The sequence below is a fragment of the Streptomyces sp. NPDC043861 genome, assembly GCF_056435905.1.
The window spans coordinates 15,589-32,335 of the sequence record NZ_JBWKDP010000002.1 but is presented as its reverse complement, the minus strand read 5'-3'; the positions used below and the strand labels follow the sequence as shown (position 1 = coordinate 32,335).

Annotated in this window: 17 protein-coding genes and 4 pseudogenes; 9 read left to right on the top strand and 12 right to left on the bottom strand. The window is 69.0% G+C overall.

Annotated features, from left to right (window positions below; all coding sequences use genetic code 11):
- Positions 1-60: 60 nt before the first annotated feature.
- Positions 61-1,095, top strand: coding sequence for an endonuclease/exonuclease/phosphatase family protein (locus tag AC068D_RS04370; protein ID WP_478821434.1), 1,035 nt, complete (start codon positions 61-63; stop codon positions 1,093-1,095).
- A gap of 104 nt (positions 1,096-1,199) precedes the next feature.
- A pseudogene (locus tag AC068D_RS04365) lies at positions 1,200-1,573 on the top strand (MFS transporter); the annotation flags it as partial.
- Here the strand turns inward: AC068D_RS04365 and AC068D_RS04360 are convergent.
- From AC068D_RS04360 to AC068D_RS04350, 3 genes are all read right to left on the bottom strand, one after another.
- The gene (locus AC068D_RS04360; RefSeq protein WP_478821433.1) at positions 1,539-3,299 is read right to left on the bottom strand and encodes an NAD+ synthase; all 1,761 of its coding nucleotides are present in this window, start codon (positions 3,297-3,299) and stop codon (positions 1,539-1,541) included. The pseudogene AC068D_RS04365 and the gene AC068D_RS04360 sit on opposite strands and share 35 nt — an antisense overlap.
- A gap of 100 nt (positions 3,300-3,399) precedes the next feature.
- On the bottom strand, positions 3,400-5,085 hold the full coding sequence (locus AC068D_RS04355; protein WP_478821432.1) for a multicopper oxidase family protein: 1,686 nt from the start codon (positions 5,083-5,085) through the stop codon (positions 3,400-3,402).
- Positions 5,086-5,179: 94 nt separating this feature from the next.
- Entirely contained in the window at positions 5,180-5,542 is a 363-nt protein-coding gene (locus AC068D_RS04350; protein ID WP_478821431.1) for a hypothetical protein, read from the bottom strand.
- 309 nt (positions 5,543-5,851) lie between these two features.
- Here AC068D_RS04350 and AC068D_RS04345 point away from each other — a divergent pair, with 309 nt between their 5' ends.
- A complete protein-coding gene (locus AC068D_RS04345; RefSeq protein WP_478821430.1) occupies positions 5,852-6,784 on the top strand; it encodes an alpha/beta fold hydrolase in 933 nt (310 codons plus the stop codon).
- Here AC068D_RS04345 and AC068D_RS04340 read toward each other — a convergent pair.
- Positions 6,705-7,124, bottom strand: a complete 420-nt coding sequence (locus AC068D_RS04340; RefSeq protein WP_478821429.1) for a CBS domain-containing protein — start codon at positions 7,122-7,124, stop codon at positions 6,705-6,707. The genes AC068D_RS04345 and AC068D_RS04340 overlap by 80 nt on opposite strands.
- An 88-nt stretch (positions 7,125-7,212) precedes the next feature.
- Between AC068D_RS04340 and AC068D_RS04335 the strand changes: the two genes are divergently transcribed.
- A complete protein-coding gene (locus tag AC068D_RS04335) occupies positions 7,213-7,650 on the top strand; it encodes a DUF5990 family protein (RefSeq protein ID WP_478821428.1) in 438 nt (145 codons plus the stop codon).
- Between the two features lie 6 nt (positions 7,651-7,656).
- Here AC068D_RS04335 and AC068D_RS04330 read toward each other — a convergent pair whose 3' ends face one another.
- From AC068D_RS04330 to AC068D_RS04320, 3 genes are all read right to left on the bottom strand, one after another.
- Positions 7,657-8,322 (bottom strand): DUF305 domain-containing protein, encoded by a 666-nt coding sequence (locus tag AC068D_RS04330; RefSeq protein ID WP_478821427.1) that lies wholly within the window; start codon positions 8,320-8,322, stop codon positions 7,657-7,659.
- The gene (locus AC068D_RS04325; RefSeq protein ID WP_478821426.1) at positions 8,319-8,963 is read right to left on the bottom strand and encodes a DUF3105 domain-containing protein; all 645 of its coding nucleotides are present in this window, start codon (positions 8,961-8,963) and stop codon (positions 8,319-8,321) included. The genes AC068D_RS04330 and AC068D_RS04325 overlap by 4 nt, the downstream gene beginning before the upstream one ends.
- Before the next feature lie 73 nt (positions 8,964-9,036).
- Positions 9,037-9,438 carry a hypothetical protein gene (locus tag AC068D_RS04320; protein WP_478821425.1) on the bottom strand — a complete coding sequence of 134 codons (402 nt, stop codon included), beginning with the start codon at positions 9,436-9,438 and terminating at the stop codon, positions 9,037-9,039.
- Between the two features lie 143 nt (positions 9,439-9,581).
- Here AC068D_RS04320 and AC068D_RS04315 point away from each other — a divergent pair, with 143 nt between their 5' ends.
- The gene (locus AC068D_RS04315; protein ID WP_478821424.1) at positions 9,582-10,943 is read left to right on the top strand and encodes a glutamine synthetase family protein; all 1,362 of its coding nucleotides are present in this window, start codon (positions 9,582-9,584) and stop codon (positions 10,941-10,943) included.
- A 75-nt stretch (positions 10,944-11,018) separates the two neighbouring features.
- On the opposite strand, the pseudogene AC068D_RS04310 reads toward AC068D_RS04315, so the two are convergent.
- A pseudogene (locus AC068D_RS04310) lies at positions 11,019-11,192 on the bottom strand (tyrosine-type recombinase/integrase); the annotation flags it as partial.
- On the opposite strand from AC068D_RS04310, the gene AC068D_RS04305 reads away from it, so the two are divergent.
- Positions 11,121-11,876, top strand: coding sequence for a hypothetical protein (locus tag AC068D_RS04305; RefSeq protein WP_478822039.1), 756 nt, complete (start codon positions 11,121-11,123; stop codon positions 11,874-11,876). The pseudogene AC068D_RS04310 and the gene AC068D_RS04305 overlap by 72 nt on opposite strands.
- Before the next feature lie 133 nt (positions 11,877-12,009).
- Positions 12,010-12,801, top strand: a complete 792-nt coding sequence (locus AC068D_RS04300; RefSeq protein WP_478821423.1) for a hypothetical protein — start codon at positions 12,010-12,012, stop codon at positions 12,799-12,801.
- A 65-nt stretch (positions 12,802-12,866) separates the two neighbouring features.
- On the opposite strand, the pseudogene AC068D_RS04295 reads toward AC068D_RS04300, so the two are convergent.
- Positions 12,867-13,651, bottom strand: a pseudogene (locus tag AC068D_RS04295) (transposase).
- Positions 13,648-14,301 carry a hypothetical protein gene (locus AC068D_RS04290; protein WP_478821422.1) on the bottom strand — a complete coding sequence of 218 codons (654 nt, stop codon included), beginning with the start codon at positions 14,299-14,301 and terminating at the stop codon, positions 13,648-13,650. Before AC068D_RS04290 ends, AC068D_RS04295 begins: the two are co-directional and overlap by 4 nt.
- Positions 14,302-14,442: 141 nt before the next feature.
- Here AC068D_RS04290 and AC068D_RS04285 point away from each other — a divergent pair, with 141 nt between their 5' ends.
- Together AC068D_RS04285 and AC068D_RS04280 are read left to right on the top strand one after the other, a co-directional pair.
- The gene (locus AC068D_RS04285) at positions 14,443-15,156 is read left to right on the top strand and encodes an alpha/beta fold hydrolase (protein ID WP_478821421.1); all 714 of its coding nucleotides are present in this window, start codon (positions 14,443-14,445) and stop codon (positions 15,154-15,156) included.
- Positions 15,157-15,444: 288 nt separating this feature from the next.
- Positions 15,445-15,858, top strand: coding sequence for a hypothetical protein (locus AC068D_RS04280; RefSeq protein WP_478821420.1), 414 nt, complete (start codon positions 15,445-15,447; stop codon positions 15,856-15,858).
- Here the strand turns inward: AC068D_RS04280 and AC068D_RS04275 are convergent.
- Together AC068D_RS04275 and AC068D_RS04270 are read right to left on the bottom strand one after the other, a co-directional pair.
- Positions 15,811-16,086: pseudogene (locus tag AC068D_RS04275) on the bottom strand (hypothetical protein); the annotation flags it as partial. The gene AC068D_RS04280 and the pseudogene AC068D_RS04275 overlap by 48 nt on opposite strands.
- Positions 16,087-16,335: 249 nt before the next feature.
- On the bottom strand, positions 16,336-16,719 hold the full coding sequence (locus AC068D_RS04270) for an HNH endonuclease (RefSeq protein WP_478821419.1): 384 nt from the start codon (positions 16,717-16,719) through the stop codon (positions 16,336-16,338).
- Positions 16,720-16,747: the final 28 nt, after the last annotated feature.

The following is a 16,747-nucleotide window of genomic DNA, read 5'->3' as shown; positions in this document are numbered from 1 at the left end:
GGTCATTGAGGGGCGGGCATGCGCCGGCAAGGCAAGGCGGTAAAGCAGTGAGGACACGGCATGCGGCAGGCACACATCGCGGAGACCGGGCACGACGGCGCGGAGGACCTCCGCCCCGGGTCCCGGGGCCGGGCCGTGCTCGACCGATGGCGCAGTGACCCGGGGATCTGGCGGCGCGGCATCGTTCTCGCCGTCTGTGCCCTGGTCGTCGCACTGCTGATGATCCTCCACGCCCAGATTCCGAACAGGATCGGCAACCTGGGCAGTCTGACGGAGACCTTCCTGCCCTGGCTCGGTGTCCTCGTTCCGTTGCTGCTGGTGTTCGCGCTGATCCGTCGGTCCGCGACGGCGCTCATCGCCCTTCTGGTGCCGTTGGTCGTATGGCTGAATCTCTTCGGCGGGCTGGTCTGGGACAAGGCGGGCGACACGGGAGGCAAGGGCGGCGGCCTCACGGTCGCCACGCACAATGTGAACGCCGACAACCCCGACCCCGAGGGCACCGCACGCCAGGTCGCGGAGGCCGGCGCGGACATCGTCGCGCTGGAGGAGCTGAAGGCGGACGCGGTCCCCGCGTACGAGAAGGCTCTGGAGTCGGTGTACCGCTATCACTCCGTGCAGGGCACCGTCGGGCTGTGGAGCAAGTACCCGATGAGCGACACCGGGCCCGTCGACATCCGGCTGGGCTGGACGCGTGCGATGCGGTCGACGGTGTCGACGCCGATCGGCGACGTCAGGGTCTTCGTGGCCCATCTGCCGTCGGTGCGGGTCAAACTGAACGCGGGCTTCACCGCCAGTCAGCGCGACGAGAGTGCCGACGCGCTGGGGGAGGCGATCGCGCAGGACCGGACGCCCAGGGCGATCCTGCTCGGCGACCTCAACGGCACGATGAACGACCGCTCCCTGAACGCGGTCACCTCCCAGATGCGTTCCACACAGGGCGCGGCGGGCGACGGCTTCGGCTTCAGCTGGCCGGCGTCGTTCCCGATGGCCAGGATCGACCAGATCATGGTGAAGGGTGTCGAGCCCGTGGCGTCCTGGAACCTGCCGCGGACGGCCAGCGACCATCTGCCCATCGCGGCGCGCGTCGCACTCTGACCGCTCGCCGTTTCGCCCTTCCCCGCTCCGGGCCCCGGACACGCGTGCCGCGCAGCGCACGCGTCCGGGGCCGATCTGCGGTGACGGCCCCCGCAGATCGGCCGTCACTCGTGACCGTGGTCGTACTCGGCGCGGTCGGCTTCATGACGACCACCCCGCTCCAGATGCTGGTGATGCAGAAGGCGCAGGACGCTCCCACCCTTGCCTCCGCCTCCGACCACTCCGCCTTCAACCTCGCCAACGCGGGCGGGGCATGGCTGGGTGGGCGGCGATCGCCTCGGGTTTCGGCTGGACGTCCCCGACCCTCGTCGGCGCGGCCCTGGCGATGGCAGGGCTGCTGACCGCGGCGGCGGCCGGGCTTCTCGACCGTGGTGCCCGGGGTACGGCGAAGGGGGCCTCCCTGGTGATCGCGGGAAGCCCCCTCGCCGAGACCGGGCAGCAGGTCAGTGCGTCGTCGTCTCCCGCCAGCGGTTCGTGATCGGCAGCCGCCGGTCCTTGCCGAAGCCCTTCGCCGAGATCTTCGTGCCCGGCGGGTACTGGCGCCGCTTGTACTCGGCCACATCGACCAGGCGGAGGGTCCTCTTGACCAGTTCCTCGTCGTAACCGGCCGCCACGATCGCGTCCTTGCCCTGGTCGCGGTCGACGTAGAGCTCGAGGATCCGGTCCAGGACGTCGTAGTCGGGGAGGGAGTCGGTGTCGACCTGGCCCGGGCGCAGCTCGGCACTCGGCGGCTTGGAGATGGAGTTCTCCGGGATCGGCGGGGTCTGGCCCCGCTCCTCGGCCGCCCGGTTGCGCCACCGGGCGAGCCGGAAGACCGAGGTCTTGTAGACGTCCTTGATCGGGCCGTACGCACCGACGGAGTCGCCGTAGAGCGTCGAATAGCCCACCGCCAGCTCCGACTTGTTGCCCGGCGCGAGCACGATCTGGCCCTCCTGGTTGGAGACGGCCATCAGCATCGTGCCGCGCAGCCGCGACTGGAGATTCTCCTCGGCGAGACCCGTGAGGCCGAGCGAGCCCATGTAGGCGTCGAACATAGGCTCGATCGGCACGGTACGGAAGTTGAGCCCGGTGCGGCGGGCCATCTCGGCCGCGTCGCCCTTGGAGTGGTCCGACGAGTACTTCGAGGGCATGGAGATGCCGTACACGTTCTCGGCGCCCATCGCGTCGCAGGCGATCGCAGCGACGAGTGCGGAGTCGATGCCCCCCGAGAGGCCGATCAGCACGGACCGGAAACCGTTCTTGGCGGCATACGCGCGCAGCCCGACGACCAGCGCGGAGTACACCTCCTCGTCGTCGTCGAGGCGCTCGGCGTAACCGCCCGTGAGCTCCCGCTCGTAGGCGGGCAGCGGATCGTCGGAGATGACGACGCGGTCGATGGTCAGGCCGTCGTCCACCACACCCGTCGCGGGCTCGGCGGCGGCCTCCGGCAGGTCGAGGTCGAGGATCACGCTGCCCTCCGCGAACTGCGGGGCGCGCGCGATGACCTCGCCGTCCTTGTCGACCACGATCGAGTCGCCGTCGAAGACGAGCTCGTCCTGTCCGCCGATCATCGCCAGGTAGGCCGTCGTGCAGCCCGCCTCCTGGGCGCGCTTGCGGACCAGCTCCAGGCGGGTGTCGTCCTTGTTCTGCTCGTACGGTGAGGCATTGATCGAGACCAGCAGGCCGGCCCCGGCGGAGCGCGCGGCCGGGACGCGGCCGCCGTCCTGCCAGAGGTCCTCGCAGATGGCGAGCGCGACGTCGACGCCGTGCACCCGGACCACCGGCATGGTGTCGCCCGGCACGAAGTAGCGGAACTCGTCGAAGACCCCGTAGTTGGGAAGGTGGTGCTTGGCGAAGCTCAGCACCACCCGGCCGCGGTGCAGCACGGCCGCCGCGTTCTGCGGGGCGCCGGCGGGCTGGCCGTAGCGGGGCTGGGCCTTCTCGGAACGGTCCAGGTAGCCGACGATCACGGGAAGTTCCCCGAACCCCTCGTCGGCGAGGCGCACGGCGAGCGCCCGCAGGGCGGCCCGTGACGCCTCGACGAAGGAGGACCGCAGGGCCAGGTCCTCGACGGGGTAGCCGGTCAGCACCATTTCCGGGAACGCGACGAGGTGCGCCCCCTGGTCGGCGGCGTGCCGGGTCCAGTGCACGATCGACTCGGCATTCCCGGCGAGATCACCGACGGTGGAGTCGATCTGATTCAGGGCGAGGCGTAGTTGAGGCACGGGAACAGTGTAATCGTCTGATTGACGCAATGTACTGGGCGAGGAGTGTGGGGCGCCCCACTGCGGGGGCGCCCCGAAGGCGACGAGGGTTCCCGCGGCGTCAGTCGCGGTAGACGACGGTGGTCATCATCCCGGACTCCGAGTGGTAGATGTTGTGGCAGTGGAGCATCCACTTGCCCGGGTTGTCCGCGTCGAAGTCCACCACCAGCTTGTGGTGCGGAAGGACCGCGGCGGTGTCCTTGCGGGCACCACGGGAGTCGATTCCGGCCAGGGCGTAGGTATGGCCGTGCAGATGGACCGGGTGCCACATGTCGGTCACATTGATGAGCACCAGCCTGACCCGCTCGCCGTGCTCGATCCTGTGGACCACGTCGGGGTCGTAGGGCTTTCTGTCGAAGCCCCAGTCGTACTTCTCCATGCCCCCCGTCAGCTTGATCTTGATGAGGCGGTCCGGCTTGCGCCGCGACAGGCGCACGGACTCGTCCGGCAGGAGGGGAGCGGCCGACCGCAGCACCTTGCGGTACAGCTCGGCGGGACGCGTGGACGGCCCCGGGGGAGTCCCCTTGCCGGTCCGCAGCACGGCCAGCGCCGAGCCCCTCTTGCCCTCGGCGAGAGCGGTCAGCGGGAAGACGCCGTCCTTCGCGGTGAACAGCACGTCGTAGCGCTCACCCATGCCCATGAGAAGGGCATCGGCCCTGTACGGCCGGACCGGAAAACCGTCGCTGTGGGTGACCGTGAACCGGTGGCCGCCCAGTGCCACCCGGAAGGCCGACTCGCCGCCGGCGTTGATGATGCGCAACCGGATCCGGTCGCCGGGCCTCGCCCTGAACTGCGTCGGATCGTCCGGCGTCCGGCCGTTGATCAGGTAGTGGGGGTAGGCGATGTCCCCGGCGTGGCCGCCGAGCAGATTGCTGTGGGCGCCCGACATCAGCCGGCGTGGGCCCCTGCTGCGGAACGGGGACGCCGACGACGGGTTCTTGCCGTCCTCGTGCGCCCATGCGGGCCCGGCGCCCGCCCCCACGGGTCCGGACGGCTTGGGGGGCTTGGGCGGGGTGGACCGCCCATGGCCGTCGTGCTCGGTGCCGTGGCTCATACGGCTGGGCTTGCCCTTGCGCAGCTGGGCGAGCACATCGTCCGGGGTGGAGCCGTCCACCCCGTCGAGCCAGTCGTCCAGCATGACGACCCACTCCCGGTCGTAGGAGAGCGGCTCGTTCGGGTCCTCCACGATCAGCGGCGCGTACGTCCCCCGGTCGACCTGTACGCCCAGGTGCGGGTGGAACCAGTACGTCCCGGCGTGCGGCACCTCGTAGCGGTACGAGAAGGACTCGCCCGGCTTGATCGGCGGCTGTGTCACGAAGGGCACGCCGTCCATGTCGTTGGGCAGGGCGATGCCGTGCCAGTGGACCGTGGTGGGGTCCGGCAGATGGTTGGCCAGCGACAGCCGGAGGGTGTCGCCCGCCGTGATCCGGACCTCCCGGCCCGGCAGTTCGTCGTTGTACGTCCACGTCCTGACGGTGCGCCCGCCACCCAGCTCGACCGTGCTCGGGGTGGCAGTGAAGGTGAGGCTGCGGTCCTCTCCGCTGCGACGCCGGGCCTCGCCCTTCTTGCCACCGGGTGCACCGGGCGCGCCGGAACCATCGGGGCCGGCACCCGCGGCCGCGCCGTGACCGCCGCGGTCCGTTCCGTCGTCGCTCGAACAGGCGGCGACCAGCCCGGAGCCCGCGGCGGCGAGCCCGGCGCCGATGACGGCACGACGGGTGGGAGAGGTCTGACGGGTGTGCTCCATGCGCATGACTGTGTGCACCTCGCTGTGGGGGAAGGCGGGGGAAGGCGTGCGTCTGCCACCGCGTCAGGGCAGGACGGGACGGCCGGACGCGCTCCTACTGGCGCAGCACCGACAAGGTGGCGAGCACGGACCGGAGCGGCGGCGGATTCGTCCGTATGGCCGGAGCCGGCCGCGACCGGGTCCCGGCACTGCTCTTCCCGGCGGACCCGCGGCGCGTATGGCGCCGGGCGGCGAGCAGTGCGATACCCCAGACACCCAGGACCGCCAGGGAGACGTACGTCGGATCCGTGCCGGCCGGCGGGGCGGCGGGGGCGGTGTGTTCACGGACCGGCGCGGCCGGCGCGGCGGCCGCAGGCGCGTGCTCACCGGGACGGCCCGCCGACATCGTGACGATCCCGAACAGCAGGGCCAGGAGCAGCAGTAGCTGTCCGTGCATGGCCCTCCGTTCACTCGTCACACGACGCACCCTAGCTCCACCAGGCAGAAGTCCCCGGTAAGGGACAGGTCCGACACGACCTAACATGAGGCACGATGTCGGAAGTACCGTCATACGGCAGTCGATGACCGCCCCCTGATCGTGGTGGTCCCGTGGACCGGCGGGCTGCCGTTGCGCTGCCGGTTCCCGTGCCCCGGCTCCCGTCGCCGCGCTCCGGACCGACACGGCATCGGGGCCACGGGGAGGCGGTCGGCCGCTCCGAATACCGCTCGTGACAGGGTGGCTGCCGGTACCCGCGCACCCGGCGCCGCGGGAGGGGAGGCGTGGAGAGTGAGCTTCGTACGGATCGGCGGCGTGCCCCATCATGTCGTCGTCGAGGGCAGCGGCCCCGTCTGCGTGCTCAGCGCCGGGCTCGCCATGAGCTGGTTCGACTGGGACCCCGTCGTCCCCCTGCTCACCGCGCATCGCACCGTCGTCCGCTTCGACCGCCCCGGACACGGGCTGAGCGGACCGGCCTCCGTGCCGCCGTCCGCCGCCGGCGAGGCCCACCGCATCGCCGCCCTCCTCGACGCGGTCGGCCTCGGCGACAGGCCCGCCACCGTCGTCGGCCACTCCATCGCCGGGTTCCACGCCGAAGCCTTCGCACGCCTCCACCCCTCCCGGGCGGCCGGCATCGTCCTCGTCGACTCGAGCATCGAGGAGCACGCCCGCGTACCCGCTGCCCCCGCCCTGCGTACGGCAGTCGCACGCACCGTCGGTGCGGCTCTGACCGCCGTCGGCGCGCCCGCCGCCCTCGGCCCCCTCACCCGTCGGGCCACGGTCCGCCTGTCCCGGACGAGCGGCGTCGACCCGGCCCCCGCCGCCCTCGTACGCCGCTGCTACGGCACCTCGCGCGTGCTGCAGGGCGCGCTGCTGGAGAACACCCACTACCTGGCGGTCGCCGCCGAACTGCTGGCCCTGCGCGAGCGTTTCCCGCTCCCCGAGGGCATGCCGGTGACGGTGCTTGCCGCGTACGACGGGCGCGGCGGACGGTTCGGGCTCCGGTGGCTGCAGCGGCAGCGCACGCTGGCACGGCAGCTCGGCGAGGCCCGTTTCGAGGCCGTGGAGCCGTCGGGCCATCTGCTCATGCTGGACCGCCCGGACGCGGTGGCCCGGGCGGTCCTCGTGCCGGAGGAGGAGCAGGTCAGCCCTGCGCGTACACCTGCTCGACCCACGACGCGATCTGGTCCTCCGACAGATGCCGGGCCAGGTCGGCCTCGCTGATCATTCCGACCAGCCTCTTGTTCTCGATCACGGGCAGCCGGCGGATCCGGTGGTCCTGCATCTCGTGCAGGACCTCGTCCACGTCCGCGTCGGCGGCGATCCAGCGGGGCGTGCCCTTGGCCATGTCGCCGGCCGTGACCCGTGACGGGTCGTGGCCCATCGCCACACAGCCGACCACAATGTCACGGTCCGTGAGAATGCCGCAGAGCCGGTCCTCGGAGTTGGCGATGGGCAGGGCGCCCACATGGAGTTCGCGCATCAGTTGTGCGGCGCGGTCGAGCGTCTCGTGCGCAGGGATCCAATGGGCCCCTGGATGCATGATGTCCTTGGCGGTGGTCATGGTTCGTACCTCCTGAGTGCGTCCCACGCGACCGTTGGCACCCGGTCGGACCACCGATCGGCCGAACGGGGGAGAGGAGAGCCTGCCGATGGCCCGGCTGACCTTGCGCATCAACGGCCGGGAACTGCCCGGCCTTGGCTGCGGCGACTTCTCCGACGTGCACGTCGGAGCACAACGGGGCCGTGACCCCGAGCAGCTGGTGCCGGCGGACGCCGAGGAGGCCGTATTCGACATTACCGCCGAGGTCGTCCGGGCGCCCGACGGGACCACGGACTTCCGCGGCCCCTATGTGCAGGGGCGCCGCGGTGAGCGGTTCTTCTACCTCACCTGGGGCGAGCTGCCCCCCGGCGGCCACTTCGCCATGTTCCGGCGGGCGAAGCTGTTCTTCGGCGACATCCCCGCGGAGCTGGTGGCGTCGGGCGCGGCGCAGGCGAGCCTCGGGCTCACCGACGGCTGCGGGCTGCCGCTGTGCGCGGCGGTCCGCCCGCCCCGGGTCGTGTGGCGGCCCGGGGCGGGCGGCAGCTGAGCGCGGTCAGCCGCGGGGCGTCGCGCCCCGCTTCCTCAGCAGGTCCGCCATCAGGCCGAGCTCGGACTGCTGGGCATCGACCATGCCCCGGGCGAGCGTCTGCTCCGTCTCCACGGTGCAGAGGTCGGCGCAGCCCTGGGCCATGGTGACGCCGCCCTTGTGGTGGTCGGTCATCAGCTGGAGGTAGAGGATCTCGGCCTCCTTGCCGCTCGCCCCCGCGAGCCGGTCCAGCTCGGCCCGGGTGGCCATGCCGGGCATCAGCCGGCCGTCCTCGCCCGCCTCATGGCCGCCGGCCGCCCCGTGACCGCCGTGTTCCGACGAATCCATCCAGGCCATCGGATCGGTGCCGGACTCGACCTTCGGCAGCCCCCACAGGTCCAGCCAGCCGAACAGCATGCCCCGCTGGTTGGACTGCGTGGTGGCGATGTCGAACGCCAGCCGGCGCACTTCTTCGTCCTGCGTACGGTCCCGGACGATGAAGGACATCTCCACCGCCTGCTGGTGATGGACCGCCATGTCACGGGCGAAGCCCGCGTCGGCGGAATCCGGGCCCGGTACCGTGGCCGCCGCCTTCGTGCCGTGGTCGTCGCCCGCGGACGCGACCGTGGCCGCGCCCGCGAACAGCAGGGCCAGCACGACGGCCGTGATCGCGGCCCAGTGCGTCCTGGTCACGAGCTCAAACCGCCCGTGCACGCGGCACCGAGCTCGGGGGTCTGGGGACCCTGCACGTACTTGGTGAAGAACTGGTCCACCCGCGGGTCGTCCGCGCCGTCCACGGTGACCTGCTTGCCCCAGGCACTGAGCATGATGGCCCCGGCCTGGTCCTTCACCGGGCTCATCAGCGAGTACGACGTCTTGCCGACCTTGTCCTTCAGCTTCTTCACCTCGCCGGCCGGGGCCTTGTCGTTGTACGTCACCCACACCGCGCCGTGCTCCAGCGAGTGCACGGCGTTGACCTCGGGGATCGGCTTGTCGTAGACGTTGCGGTCGCAGTTCATCCACGCCTGGTGGTGGTCACCGCCGACCGGCGGCTTCATCGGGTACGTCACCGTCTTGGCGACGTGATTGCGGCCGAGCTTCTTGGCGTCCCAGGACTTCTCCTCCGCGATGGGCGCCTTGGCCGCGGCCTCCGCCTGCTCCTTCTTGTCGGACTCCCTGTTCAGCACGTACACGCCGAAGCCCACGAGACCCGCCACCAGGACGCCGCTGAGCGTGACGGTGATGATGCGGTTGCGGCGCTCGCGGGCCTGCTCGGCGCGGCGCATCTCCTCTATGCGGGCCCGGCGGTCGTTGTTGCTGGTCTTGGCAGCCATTCTGCTTCGTCCTTCTTCCGTGTGGGTGAAAGTGCGTGGATGACGCGGTGCGGATGGGGCTGGAGCGCTTCCGCTACGTCCGCAGCACCTGAAGGACGTGGAGATCCGGGGCGCGAGGGAGCGCTCCCGTGCCGGCCACCCGGCCGCTGCCCTGTGCCGTGGCCGGACCGGGCGGCAGCTGTGTGCCGTACACCGGCCCGTCCAGGGGCGGAGCGGTGAGCACGGCCTGGGTGAGGTGGGGGATCAGACCGCAGTCACCGCGGTCGTAGGGGCAGCTGAATTCGGTCGTCGCCGCGGTGCCGGGCGAGACCGTGATACCCGCCGGGGCGCCGGCGTGGACCTCGCCGGGGTCCGCATGGGCGATTCCCTGGCTTCCCAGACAGATGAAGAGCGCAGCGAGGAGCGTCGCCACGGCACTCCCCAGCGCCATGGGACGCGCGATGTGCGCGGTGCGGTTGTGCCGCAGGCCCCCCATGAGCGCAGATGGTAATGGCGACGGCGTGCCCCATGTCATATGGGGTGCGTAATCTGGGCGAAACCCGGGGTCGTGATACTGAAGCTCTTCCGCTACGCCCTGGCGGTGGTGCACAGGCCGTCTGAACTGCAAGGATGTGGCTCATGGACAAGCAGCAGGAATTCGTGCTCCGTACCCTCGAAGAGCGCGACATCCGGTTCGTACGCCTGTGGTTCACCGATGTGCTCGGCTTCCTCAAGTCGGTCGCGGTGGCCCCTGCCGAGCTCGAGCAGGCATTCGACGAGGGCATCGGCTTCGACGGGTCCGCCATCGAGGGCTTCGCCCGGGTCTACGAGTCCGACATGATCGCCAAGCCCGATCCGGGCACCTTCCAGATCCTGCCGTGGCGCGCGGAGGCCCCCGGCACAGCCCGGATGTTCTGCGACATCCTGATGCCCGACGGCTCGCCGTCCTTCGCGGACCCGCGCTTCGTCCTCAAGCGCATCCTGGCCAAGACCTCGGACCTGGGCTTCACCTTCTACACGCATCCCGAGATCGAGTTCTTCCTGCTGAAGGACAAGCCGCTGGACGGCACCCGTCCCACCCCGGCGGACAACTCCGGCTACTTCGACCACACCCCGCAGAACGTCGGAATGGACTTCCGCCGCCAGGCCATCACGATGCTCGAATCCATGGGCATCTCGGTGGAGTTCAGCCATCACGAGGGTGCGCCGGGCCAGCAGGAGATCGACCTGCGATACGCGGACGCCCTGTCGACCGCGGACAACATCATGACGTTCCGCCTGGTCATGAAGCAGGTCGCGCTGGAGCAGGGCGTTCAGGCCACGTTCATGCCCAAGCCCTTCTCCGAGCACCCCGGCTCCGGCATGCACACGCATCTGTCCCTCTTCGAGGGCGACCGGAACGCGTTCTACGAGTCGGGTGCGGAGTACCAACTGTCCAAGGTGGGGCGGTCCTTCATCGCTGGTCTGCTGAAGCACGCCGCCGAGATCTCGGCCGTCACCAACCAGTGGGTCAACTCGTACAAGCGCATCTGGGGCGGGTCGGCCCGCACCGCCGGGTCGGGCGGCGAGGCCCCCTCCTACATCTGCTGGGGCCACAACAACCGCTCGGCCCTGATCCGCGTTCCGATGTACAAGCCGGGCAAGACGGGCTCCTCGCGCGTCGAGGTCCGCTCCATCGACTCCGGTGCCAACCCGTATCTGACCTACGCCGTGCTTCTCGCGGCGGGCCTCAAGGGCATCGAGGAGGGCTACGAGCTGCCTGCGGGTGCCGACGACGACGTGTGGGCGCTGTCGGACGCCGAGCGGCGCGCCATGGGTATCGAGCCGCTGCCGCAGAACCTGGGCGAGGCGATCACGCTCATGGAGCGCAGCGAGCTCGTTGCCGAGACGCTCGGCGAGCACGTTTTCGACTTCTTCCTGCGCAACAAGAAGCAGGAGTGGGAGGAGTACCGCTCCGAGGTGACCGCCTTCGAGCTGCGGAAGAACCTGCCGGTGCTGTAAGCGCAGGTCAGCGTGGGTTTCCTGCTGATTCGGCGGATGGGGTCGACGGTCACGGACCGTCGGCCCCATCGCGTCTCATCCACCCTGGGCCGTCGCTGGGCCGTCCGGCGTCGGATCGGTGCCCTCATACAGTCCGTCCACGGCCTTGCGGGCCCGCGCGTCGCTACTCGGCATGAGGTGCGTGTAGACACGGAGCGTGAACCCCGGATCGTTGTGTCCGAGGTAGTGACTCAGTGCGTCCGGGCGTTCGAGGAAGGGGGTAAGCGCTACAACCCGCACTGGACAATCAGCGAGCGCAATAGCTTCGCGAACCTCATCCTGCTGTGCCACCCGCATCACTCCGAGATTGACGGGACGAACAGCGATCAGTACTCGGTGGAACTGTTGGAGCGCTGGAAGCAGGAGCGCGAGGCCGATGGCCTCAGCGCTCTGGCTGGCTTGGGCGACCTGACAGAGCAGCGACTCGGCGAGATGATCAGTGAAGCCCAAACGGCACTCGTCACCCGCATCGAGCCAGCGCTGGATGAGTTCGCGAAGACGGCTCCCGAGCTCGCGTCGCTGCTGAAGGTCACTCTCAAAGAACTTTCAGACCCCCGCATCCACGGGTTCGGGCTTTCCGGAGACGAGATCCATTCGCTGAGCCGCTCCTCTGACGGACTCGCTCACCTCCAGGACACCGCCTTTCTGCTGGTTGACGCGGCTGGGAGGCTGTCGCACCTACAGGACACTGCAAGCACGCTCGCCGATGCCGCCGAGGACCTGGTGGCGCTCGCTGACAATGCGTCGACGCTCCATCAGGCCGCAGTCAGAGCCGATCGAGCGGCAGGCCGACTGATGGACAGCCTTCAGGCCCTCCCGGACAATGCCCGACTCCTTCAAGCAGCAGCAGACAAGGCCGCACGAGTCGCGGACCGTATGGGGCACGGCTATTAGCCGTTGACCCGTCGGCTGAGTCATGCGGACCCTTCTCCGGAGGGCCGGGGCAGCACCAGCACCCCCGGCACGCACCCGCTCGGGTGCGCCCGTTTCTCAACCAAGTGGCTGACTTGTAGGGCAAAATACAGCCGTGTCCGAGACTGTCTATGGATTACTAGGCGCACTTGGCGGAGCGCTGATTACCGGTGTCGGAGCCTTCTGGGGGCCCCTGCACATCCAGCGGCGCGGGTTTGCCGCACAGCGCGCGAGAGACGAGGTCGCCCGCAGAGCAGCTGAGGCGGAGCGGGAGGCGGCACAACGGGAGGCGGCAGAGGAACGCGCAGCGGCCGACACCCTACGGCAACAAGCGCTTGAGGAGAGCGCGCACACACGAAGAGAGGCGGCGACAGCACGCATTATCCGAATTCGCAGCTCCACCCGCGAGTGGAGCGATCTCTTGGCGCGGACTATCCAGGACCTCGGACTAGGACGGCCAGTGGACGTTGACCAGTTCGATGTAGCAGTCATGGCCGCTGGGAGTGAGGCCCGGTCCGCTTTGGATCAGGCCTTGCACGATGGTCTCTGGATCCATCAGTCCGGCTATGGCTATCCGGCTTCCCTGGCCAACCGCCCGCCGATCGGCTACGGCTACCCGTACCCACCCACCAGCGCAGTCCCGCAGTCAAGCGACACCCAACCACCCCGCCGGGTGCTGGATGCGCTCAAGAAGGTCACAGCGCTTACGCGTGAATCCGTGATCAAGGGAGAGCTACTTGACGATGCAGGCTCCGCAGCTCTGAGGAGCGCCCTCGATGCGGCCGACGAGGCTCGTGGCGCTCTGTCGGCGGAGTTGCTGAACCGTCTGGAGGCGATCGCGGGCATCACCTCCGTGGGAGGCGCAGCTGCTCGACTGACAATCGCGCATACGCCCTCACCGCCCTAAGGGCTGTCCCGTAAATGATCTCCGAGGCGCCTCTGACGTGCTTGGCCGCGGTGCGGCCCGTTCGTCTATCCGGCGAGGGCGAGGTTGTGCATCCGGGCGATGCCGAGCATGGCGTGGTGGACGCCGTCACCCTTGAGGCGGCAGTCGCGGAGGATCTTCCAGGTTTTCATGCGGGCGAAGACGTGCTCGACGCGGGCGCGGACCTGCTTGTGGGACTTGTTGTGTTCCTCTTTCCAATCCGGGAGTTCGGCCTGGCCGCGCTCGCGGCGGTGCGGGATGGCGAGTCCGGTGCCCGGGTAGCCGCCGTCGGCGATAGTGAGGGTCTTGCCGACGGCGGCTTTGGCGCCGGACTCCTCCCAAGCCTTGCAGTCGTTGCGGTTCCCGGCGAGCGGCCGGCCGACCACGACGACCAGGCGGGTGTCGGCGTCGATGACGACCTGGTGGTTGGTGGAGTACCGGTAATTCTTCGACCGCTCGGCGATGGTGTGATCCCGCGTAGGGACCAGGGTGCCGTCCACGATCAGCACGGCGTCCTTGGCGAACCGCTTCCGCGGCTGGAGGGCGAGCATCGGCCCGAGGTGGTCGATGATCCGGTCCGCCGCCGACTTGGAGACCCCGAACAGCGGGGCAAGCTGCCGCATCGTCAGGTTCGTACGCCAGTACGCCGCGACCAGCAGGGCCCGGTCCTCCAGCGGAAGGCTCCACGGCCGACCCTGCGGACCGCATCCGCGCCTACCCGGCGCAGGACGGTCACCAGCTTGCCGAAGTTGCGCGGGCTCAACCCGGTGAACGGGGCTATCCAGGACAACTCCGACGCCGTGTCACGGCAGCCACACCAAGATCGTTTCATGGGATGACTGGCGCCCCTCCCGCCTCTCGGCTGCCGCTCAGCGGAGACGCCCACGTAGGATCGTGTCGGGATCTCCTCGTGAGGTGGGCCAGGAGGTGGTCCGCAGCGGTGGAGGCGGTGTCTTGTGGAGCGCCGACTGCGGTCAGGGCGGAGATAAGCCTTGCTGATGCTGTTTCCGGCACGTCCGGGTCGGTGAGGAGGGGAAGCAGTAGCAGGAAGCGGGTGGCTGTGTCCTGGACGCCTTCGGTTGCAACGGACGGGCTTTCGGCGATCCGGACCAGTTCGTGCCATGTCAGCCCAGTGCCCGAGAAGTCTCCGTCCCAGCTGGCGATCTGCTCGGCGTAGCTTCTGCCTGGATGGGTGAGGAGGTAGTCGGTGCCGTAGTCGCCGTCCAGGTTGCGGTAGATCACCACGGCTCCGGGGCCGTCTTCTGCCGGCACCCTGAACGCCGGCCAGCGTCCGGGATCGAAGAGGATCTCGGACATGGCATCGGCATCGGCACCGTCCTCCCCGAACCACTCTGGAAACGGGCGCTCGGGACACTCCCCGTCGCTGCACATCGCCAGCAGGTAGTTCGACCAGAAGCCCGGATGGTCCAGCAGTGACTCGCCCGGCACCAACGGGCCGACGTCGTATCCCTTGATCAGCACCCCTCGATCCTGTCACCGGCCACTGACACGGTCCTATCCGGGATCGGCAAGGGAGCACCGCCCAGTTACGGGACAGCCCTTAGGGCGTGTATCGAAAGTGTTTTCTAGGGGATCGTCGGGCTGCCCGGCTACGGTACGTGCATGGTGAATTTCGTGCTGGTTGCAGGTGCGCGGCTCGGGGCGTGGGCGTGGGACGAGGTCGTGCCGTATCTGCGTGCGGCTGACCACGGCGTTTACCCGTTGACACTGTCCGGTCTTGCTGACAAGCGGGGTCTACGGGCAGGGCAAGCGACTCACGTACAGGACATCGTTGCCGAGGTAGAACGCAAGGGCCTGCGTGACGTAGTCCTGGTAGGTCACAGCTACTCGGGCATCCCAGTCGGTCAGGCCGCGGAGCGGATCGGCGACCGGCTGGCCCGCGCGGTATTCGTCGACTCCAATGTTCCAACTGACGGCCAGTCGTTTGTCTCCGCCTGGCCGGACGGCGGAGCGGCGGTAAAGGCATCGATCGCCGAGAATGGAGGTTTTTGGCCGCTCGCGCCAGCTGCTCACTACGACGGCGAGGGTCTCACTGATGAGCAGATCGCCCGCCTCGTCCGTGGCTCGACGCCTCACCCAGGAGCCACGCTGACCGAGCCCGCTGTGCTGGCGAGGCCGCTCGGTGAACTTCCGGCGACTTACATCCTGTGCGTGCTCGCAGGGGCTGAGCCCGACGACGCCGAGCCCGACGAAGACGTGGCCGAGCTGTTGAACAGCAAGCACTGGCGGTTGATCAAGATGGACACCGGACATTGGCCGATGTTCTCCCAGCCGCGCGCGCTGGCGCAGATTCTCCTCGATGCTGCCGTGGAGTGACAGCACTTCCACGCCCCCGGGCTCGTTCTGGACGCGACATGTGCGCTGGTCACAGCCATTCGTCGATGGCCGCTATGAGGACGGTCGCCTCATAGCGGACCGCTACTCAACTTGATTGGGTGATGTTGGATAGCGTGGGCCCGGTCACCTGCGCCGATGGCCGCCGACCCATATGGGCCGGCCCTCGGTGTGCATGCTGTGACCGGCAGAGAGGCTGTCGTCCGGCTGAACGGCGATGGGCGGGGCCGATAGGCCACGGGCCGGGCCGGACGATCAAGGAGACCAGCGATGGATGTCAAGGAAAGCTTGCGCCGCTACGGGCTTCGCCCCGTCGGCGCGGATCTCGACGAGGTCCGCGCACTCCTCAGAGAGCACACGGCGCGTGAACAACGCGCCCAGGGCGAGGGCGACACCGAGCTGATGAGGCTCTGCTGCTTCCAACTGTTCAACAGCGGCGACGTCGACGACGTGCTCCTGGTCTGGAGTGCGAAGCAAGCCAGCTTCGACGCAGCGTGCTCGATCGACATCGAATTCCTGCTTGGGCACGGGCTCGACGCGACGAAGGCCCACCTCTCGGCCAACCGTGCACCTGCTGCGGCGGCGGCGCTGGATCGACTGCGCGAGCTCGAGGCGGACGGTGAATTCGAGAGCTTTTCAGTGGAGGAGCGCTCCACCTCCTACGACCGGTACTACGGCGACTGACGATTCTGCAGCGCAGCGCCGCTCAGTCGTCCGTGATAGGCCGGTGCCCGCAAGGCAGCTGTCGACGAAGTCCGGGCGGTACTGGATCTGCTTGAGCCTGCGCTTCACGGCCCTGGTGATCTGGCCCAGGTCGGCTGCGGCAAGGTTGCCGATGTCGCGCTTGACCAGCGACCAGATGCCCTCCTGCGGGTTCAGGTCCGGCGCGTAGGTGGGCAGCTGGAATACGGTTCGCGGCCAACCTCTGGCCAACCAGGCGGCGACGGCGCCCGCTGAGGAGACGCTCGCGCAGGTCAAGCCGCATTGGGCCGAGCAGTCCGACCGGTCTTGAAAACCGTCGCATGGCAAAGATCTACTGCGCCGTCGCCGCCACCTCCTCGGTTGCCCGCGGGCTCGGCAACGCTGGCTGACCTCTTCGGACTTGGTCCTGGACCAACAGGCTGAGCTCGGATGGCGTGGGCCATGGGGCGGTGCGATGGATCATTCGGTGGCAGTTGGAGCAGATGAGGGCGAGGTCGGAGAGTTGGTAGTGCCTTCGCCCGCTTCGTGCAGTGGCACGACGTGGTGGCATTCGATGTAGCCCTCGCCGCGTTCGCCGTAGACCGCTGCGAAGTCGAAGCCACACGCCTCACGGGCCAGCGTGCCGCCTGACTTCAGGACAGCAGCGATCTTCTTCTTCTTTCGCAGACCCTTGTTGCGCTCCCGCATCCGGTGACGACGGTAGAGGACCCTGCCTTCGGGGGCGCTGGCCTCGTCTTCGGCGTCGTCCGCATCGTCGTCCGCGAGGATGGTCTCCAAGGTGCCGTGAGCCAGGCCTTCGCGTAGCAGTTCCGCGGCGCGAGCCATCTCTTCCGGCCGGTCCAAGAAGTCGCGCAGGACTTCCCGGTCCAGT